Annotated in this window: 3 protein-coding genes and 2 pseudogenes; all 5 read left to right on the top strand. The window is 58.5% G+C overall.

The window, feature by feature from the left end; genetic code table 11:
- Positions 1-264: pseudogene (locus tag QZ326_RS12055) on the top strand (sugar ABC transporter ATP-binding protein); the annotation flags it as partial.
- 18 nt (positions 265-282) lie between these two features.
- Complete coding sequence (locus QZ326_RS12050; protein WP_295745555.1) at positions 283-1,353, top strand: ABC transporter permease subunit; 1,071 nt, start codon at positions 283-285, stop codon at positions 1,351-1,353.
- Complete coding sequence (locus QZ326_RS12045; protein ID WP_295745552.1) at positions 1,350-2,462, top strand: ABC transporter permease; 1,113 nt, start codon at positions 1,350-1,352, stop codon at positions 2,460-2,462. Before QZ326_RS12050 ends, QZ326_RS12045 begins: the two co-directional genes overlap by 4 nt.
- A complete protein-coding gene (locus QZ326_RS12040; protein ID WP_295745549.1) occupies positions 2,459-2,953 on the top strand; it encodes a DUF6672 family protein in 495 nt (164 codons plus the stop codon). Before QZ326_RS12045 ends, QZ326_RS12040 begins: the two co-directional genes overlap by 4 nt.
- Positions 2,954-3,069: 116 nt before the next feature.
- Positions 3,070-3,478: pseudogene (locus QZ326_RS12035) on the top strand (aminoacyl-histidine dipeptidase); the annotation flags it as partial.

Raw genomic sequence — 3,478 nt, 5'->3', positions numbered from 1 at the left:
TTTGCCCTGGAGCCCAAGTTCCTCTTTGTGTCCGAGCCCACCCGGGGCATCGACGTGGGGGCGAAGGCTCTGGTGCTGGAGGCGCTGAAGCAGTTTAACCGGGACAGCGGCGTTACCGTCGTCATGATCTCCTCCGAGCTGGAGGAGCTGCGGCAGACCTGCGACCGGATCGCCATCATCTCCGGCGGACAGGTGGCCGGCATTCTTCCGGCGGCGGACTCCTCGGAGGACTTCGGCGCGCTGATGGTCAGCAAGGTCATATAAGAAGGAGGAGAGAACGATATGCATGAATATGCGTCTGCCATCGCGCTGCGATACTGGCTCAAAAAGATGGGCTATCCCCGGCTGATTATCGCCGGCTTCCTCCTCTTTTTGTTTATCATGGCCCCCATCACGGGGTCCGACCTGTCCACCCAGATTACCAACGTCATCAACCGCTTCAGCTGGAACGCCGTGCTGGTGCTGGCCATGGTGCCCATGATCCACTCCGGCTGCGGCTTGAACTTCGGTATTCCCCTGGGCGTCCTGGCGGGTCTTTTGGGCGGTACGCTGGCCATTGAGATGGGCTTTACCGGGTCCATGAGCTTCCTGATGGCCATTGTGGTGTCCACCCCCTTCGCCATCCTCTTCGGCGGCGGCTACGGTGCGCTTCTGAACAGGATTAAGGGCGGCGAGATGATGGTGGCCACATACGTGGGGCTCTCCTCTGTGTCCTTTATGTGCATCATGTGGCTGCTGATCCCTTACAAGAACCCCTCCATCGTCATGGCGTACACCGGTGTGGGACTGCGGAATATGTTTGCCCTGGACAGCTTCTACGCGGGCGTCCTCTCTAAATTTCTGAAGATTGACCTGAACCCCTTGGGCATCAATCTGGTGATTCCCACCGGGTCCATCCTGTTCTTTGCGCTGCTGGCCTTTTTGATGTGGGCTTTCCTCCATACCAAGACCGGCACTGCCATGACTGCCGTGGGCTCCAATCCCACCTTTGCCAGGGCTTCTGGCATTAATGTGGATCGGATCCGGGTCCTGTCGGTGATTCTGTCCACCTGGCTGGGCGCTGTGGGCGTTCTGGTTTATCAGCAGGGTTTCGGTTTTGTGCAGCTCTATACGGCCCCCCAGAATATGACCATGCCGGCGGTGGCGGCCGTTCTCCTGGGCGGCGCGTCGGTGAATAAGGCTTCCATCTCCAACGTCATCATCGGCACTCTTCTCTTCCAGGGCCTTGTGACCATGACGCCCACTGTCATCACCGCCCTGATCCACACGGACGTGAGCGAGGTCATCCGCATCATCGTCTCCAACGGCATGGTGGTCTATGCCCTGACGAGAAAGACGGAGGGAGCGAAATGAAAAAGAATTTTAACGGTTTCGACTTCCTGCAGAACAACCTGGTACCATTGATGTTCGTCATCATCTGCGCCGTCTGCATCCCCCTCTCCGGCCTCTCCCCCAGCTATCTTCTCAACGAGATTGTCACCCGGATGGGGCGGAATATTTTCCTGATCCTGAGCCTCCTGATTCCCATCATGGCGGGCATGGGTCTGAACTTCGGCATGACCCTGGGGGCCATGGCAGGGCAGGTGGCGCTGATCTTTGTCACTGACTGGCAGATCTGGGGCATCCCCGGCGTGGTGCTGGCCATGATTCTCTCCGTGCCCCTGTCCGCGCTTTTGGGTCTCGTATGCGGCAGGCTCATGAATATGGCCAAGGGGCGCGAGATGATCGTAGGTTATATGATGAACTACACCGGCACCGGTTTCTACCAACTGTTAGTGCTCTACTTGATGGGACTTATCATTCCCATCAAGCACGCCTCCATCCGCCTGCCCAGAGGCTTCGGCATCCGCACCACCGTGAACCTGGCCAATATGCGTCAGTGCCTGGACAATGAGTTCGCCATCTTCTACAAGGGCGTGAAGATCCCGGTTCTGAACTTCATCATCATCGCCCTGATGTGCCTGATCATCGTCTGGTTCCGCCGGACGAAGCTGGGCCAGGACATGCGGGCCGTGGGCCAGGACATGGAGGTGGCCCAGGCCGCCGGCATCAATGTGGACCGTACCCGGATCATCGCCATCATCATCTCCACGGTTTTTGCCGGCTTCGGCCAGATTATCTACCTCCAGAACATCGGCAACTTCCCTACCTACACGGCCCACTCCCAGATCGGCATGTTCTGCATTGCCGCGTTGCTGGTTGGCGGTGCCAGTGTGGAGAAGGCCTCCATCGGAAACGTCTTTTTGGGTGTGATTTTGTTCCACACCATGTTCATCGTGGCGCCCAGAGCGGGTGTCGCCATCACCGGCGACGCCATGATTGGCGAGTATTTCCGTGTGTTTGTCTCCTACGGCGTCATTACGCTGGCCCTCATCATGTATGAGATCAAGAAGCGCAGGGCCAGGAGCCAGGGCGGTGAGCTGCTGGCGCGGGCCCAGCGGGAGGGAGGCGTTCAGACATGAGAGGAAAAATGCTTTTGATCCGCCTTGCCGCTTTGGCTGTCTGCGTTGCTGTGGCCGCCACGATGATGGTCATCGGCCGGGGCCACACCCTCTATTTTGACAATAAGACCATTGAGGACTATCAGGGCCAGGAGTACAGGGCCTTCGAGCGCGTGGTGGTTACCGTCAAGGGCGAGCAGGTCGCAAAGCTGGGCAAGCGGGAGCGCGGCATGGCCACCTGGATCGGCCAGAGCTTTAAAATGACCCTGGAGATTACGGAGAACAAGGGCGACGATCCCCGCATTGAGGAGATCTCCATTCAGCTGCCCTACGGCGTGGACGGTATCGTCATTAACCTGCCCGCCTATCTGGCCGGCCTGCCGGAGGACGCCTGGTTTTCCGAGTTCGTTCCCATGGTGGAGGAGGAGCCCGGCGAGGAGGATCTCCCCGGCGAGGGCGACGAGTTCGGCCTGGAGGACGATATGGGCCTGGAAAGCGATCTGGGCATCTGAATTTTTCAGGAAAAGAGCGCAAAAGTCCGTTGAAAAGTGGTATGATACTGGAAGACGGCAAAATCAGCAGAGCCTGCCGGACCGTTTCGGCAGGCTCTGCCTTTCGGGAGGATTTTATGGCGGTTTTATCCAATCTGGAACCCAAGGCGGTATTTGAGTACTTTGAAAAGCTGTGTGCCGTGCCTCACGGCAGCGGCAACACGAAGATCATCAGCGACCTGTGCGTGAGCTTTGCCAAGGAGCTGGGCCTCAAATGGCGGCAGGATGAGCTCAATAACGTAGTGATCTGGAAGGACGGCACCCCCGGCTATGAGGATGCGGACCCCGTGATTCTCCAGGGCCATATGGACATGGTCTGCGCAAAGACTGAGGACTGTCCAAAAGACATGGCCCGGGAGGGCCTGGACCTTGCCACCGATGGTGAGTACGTCTGGGCGAAAGAGACGTCCCTGGGTGGGGACAACTGCATCGCTGTGGCCATGGCCCTGGCGATTCTGGCGGACAAGACCATGCCCCACCCGCCTC

It is taken from the genome of uncultured Oscillibacter sp., from assembly GCF_910587525.1.
Taxonomy (GTDB): Bacteria; Bacillota; Clostridia; order Oscillospirales; family Oscillospiraceae; genus Oscillibacter.
Note: the sequence above shows the minus strand (reverse complement) of the source record. Positions and strands in the feature narration are given on the sequence as shown.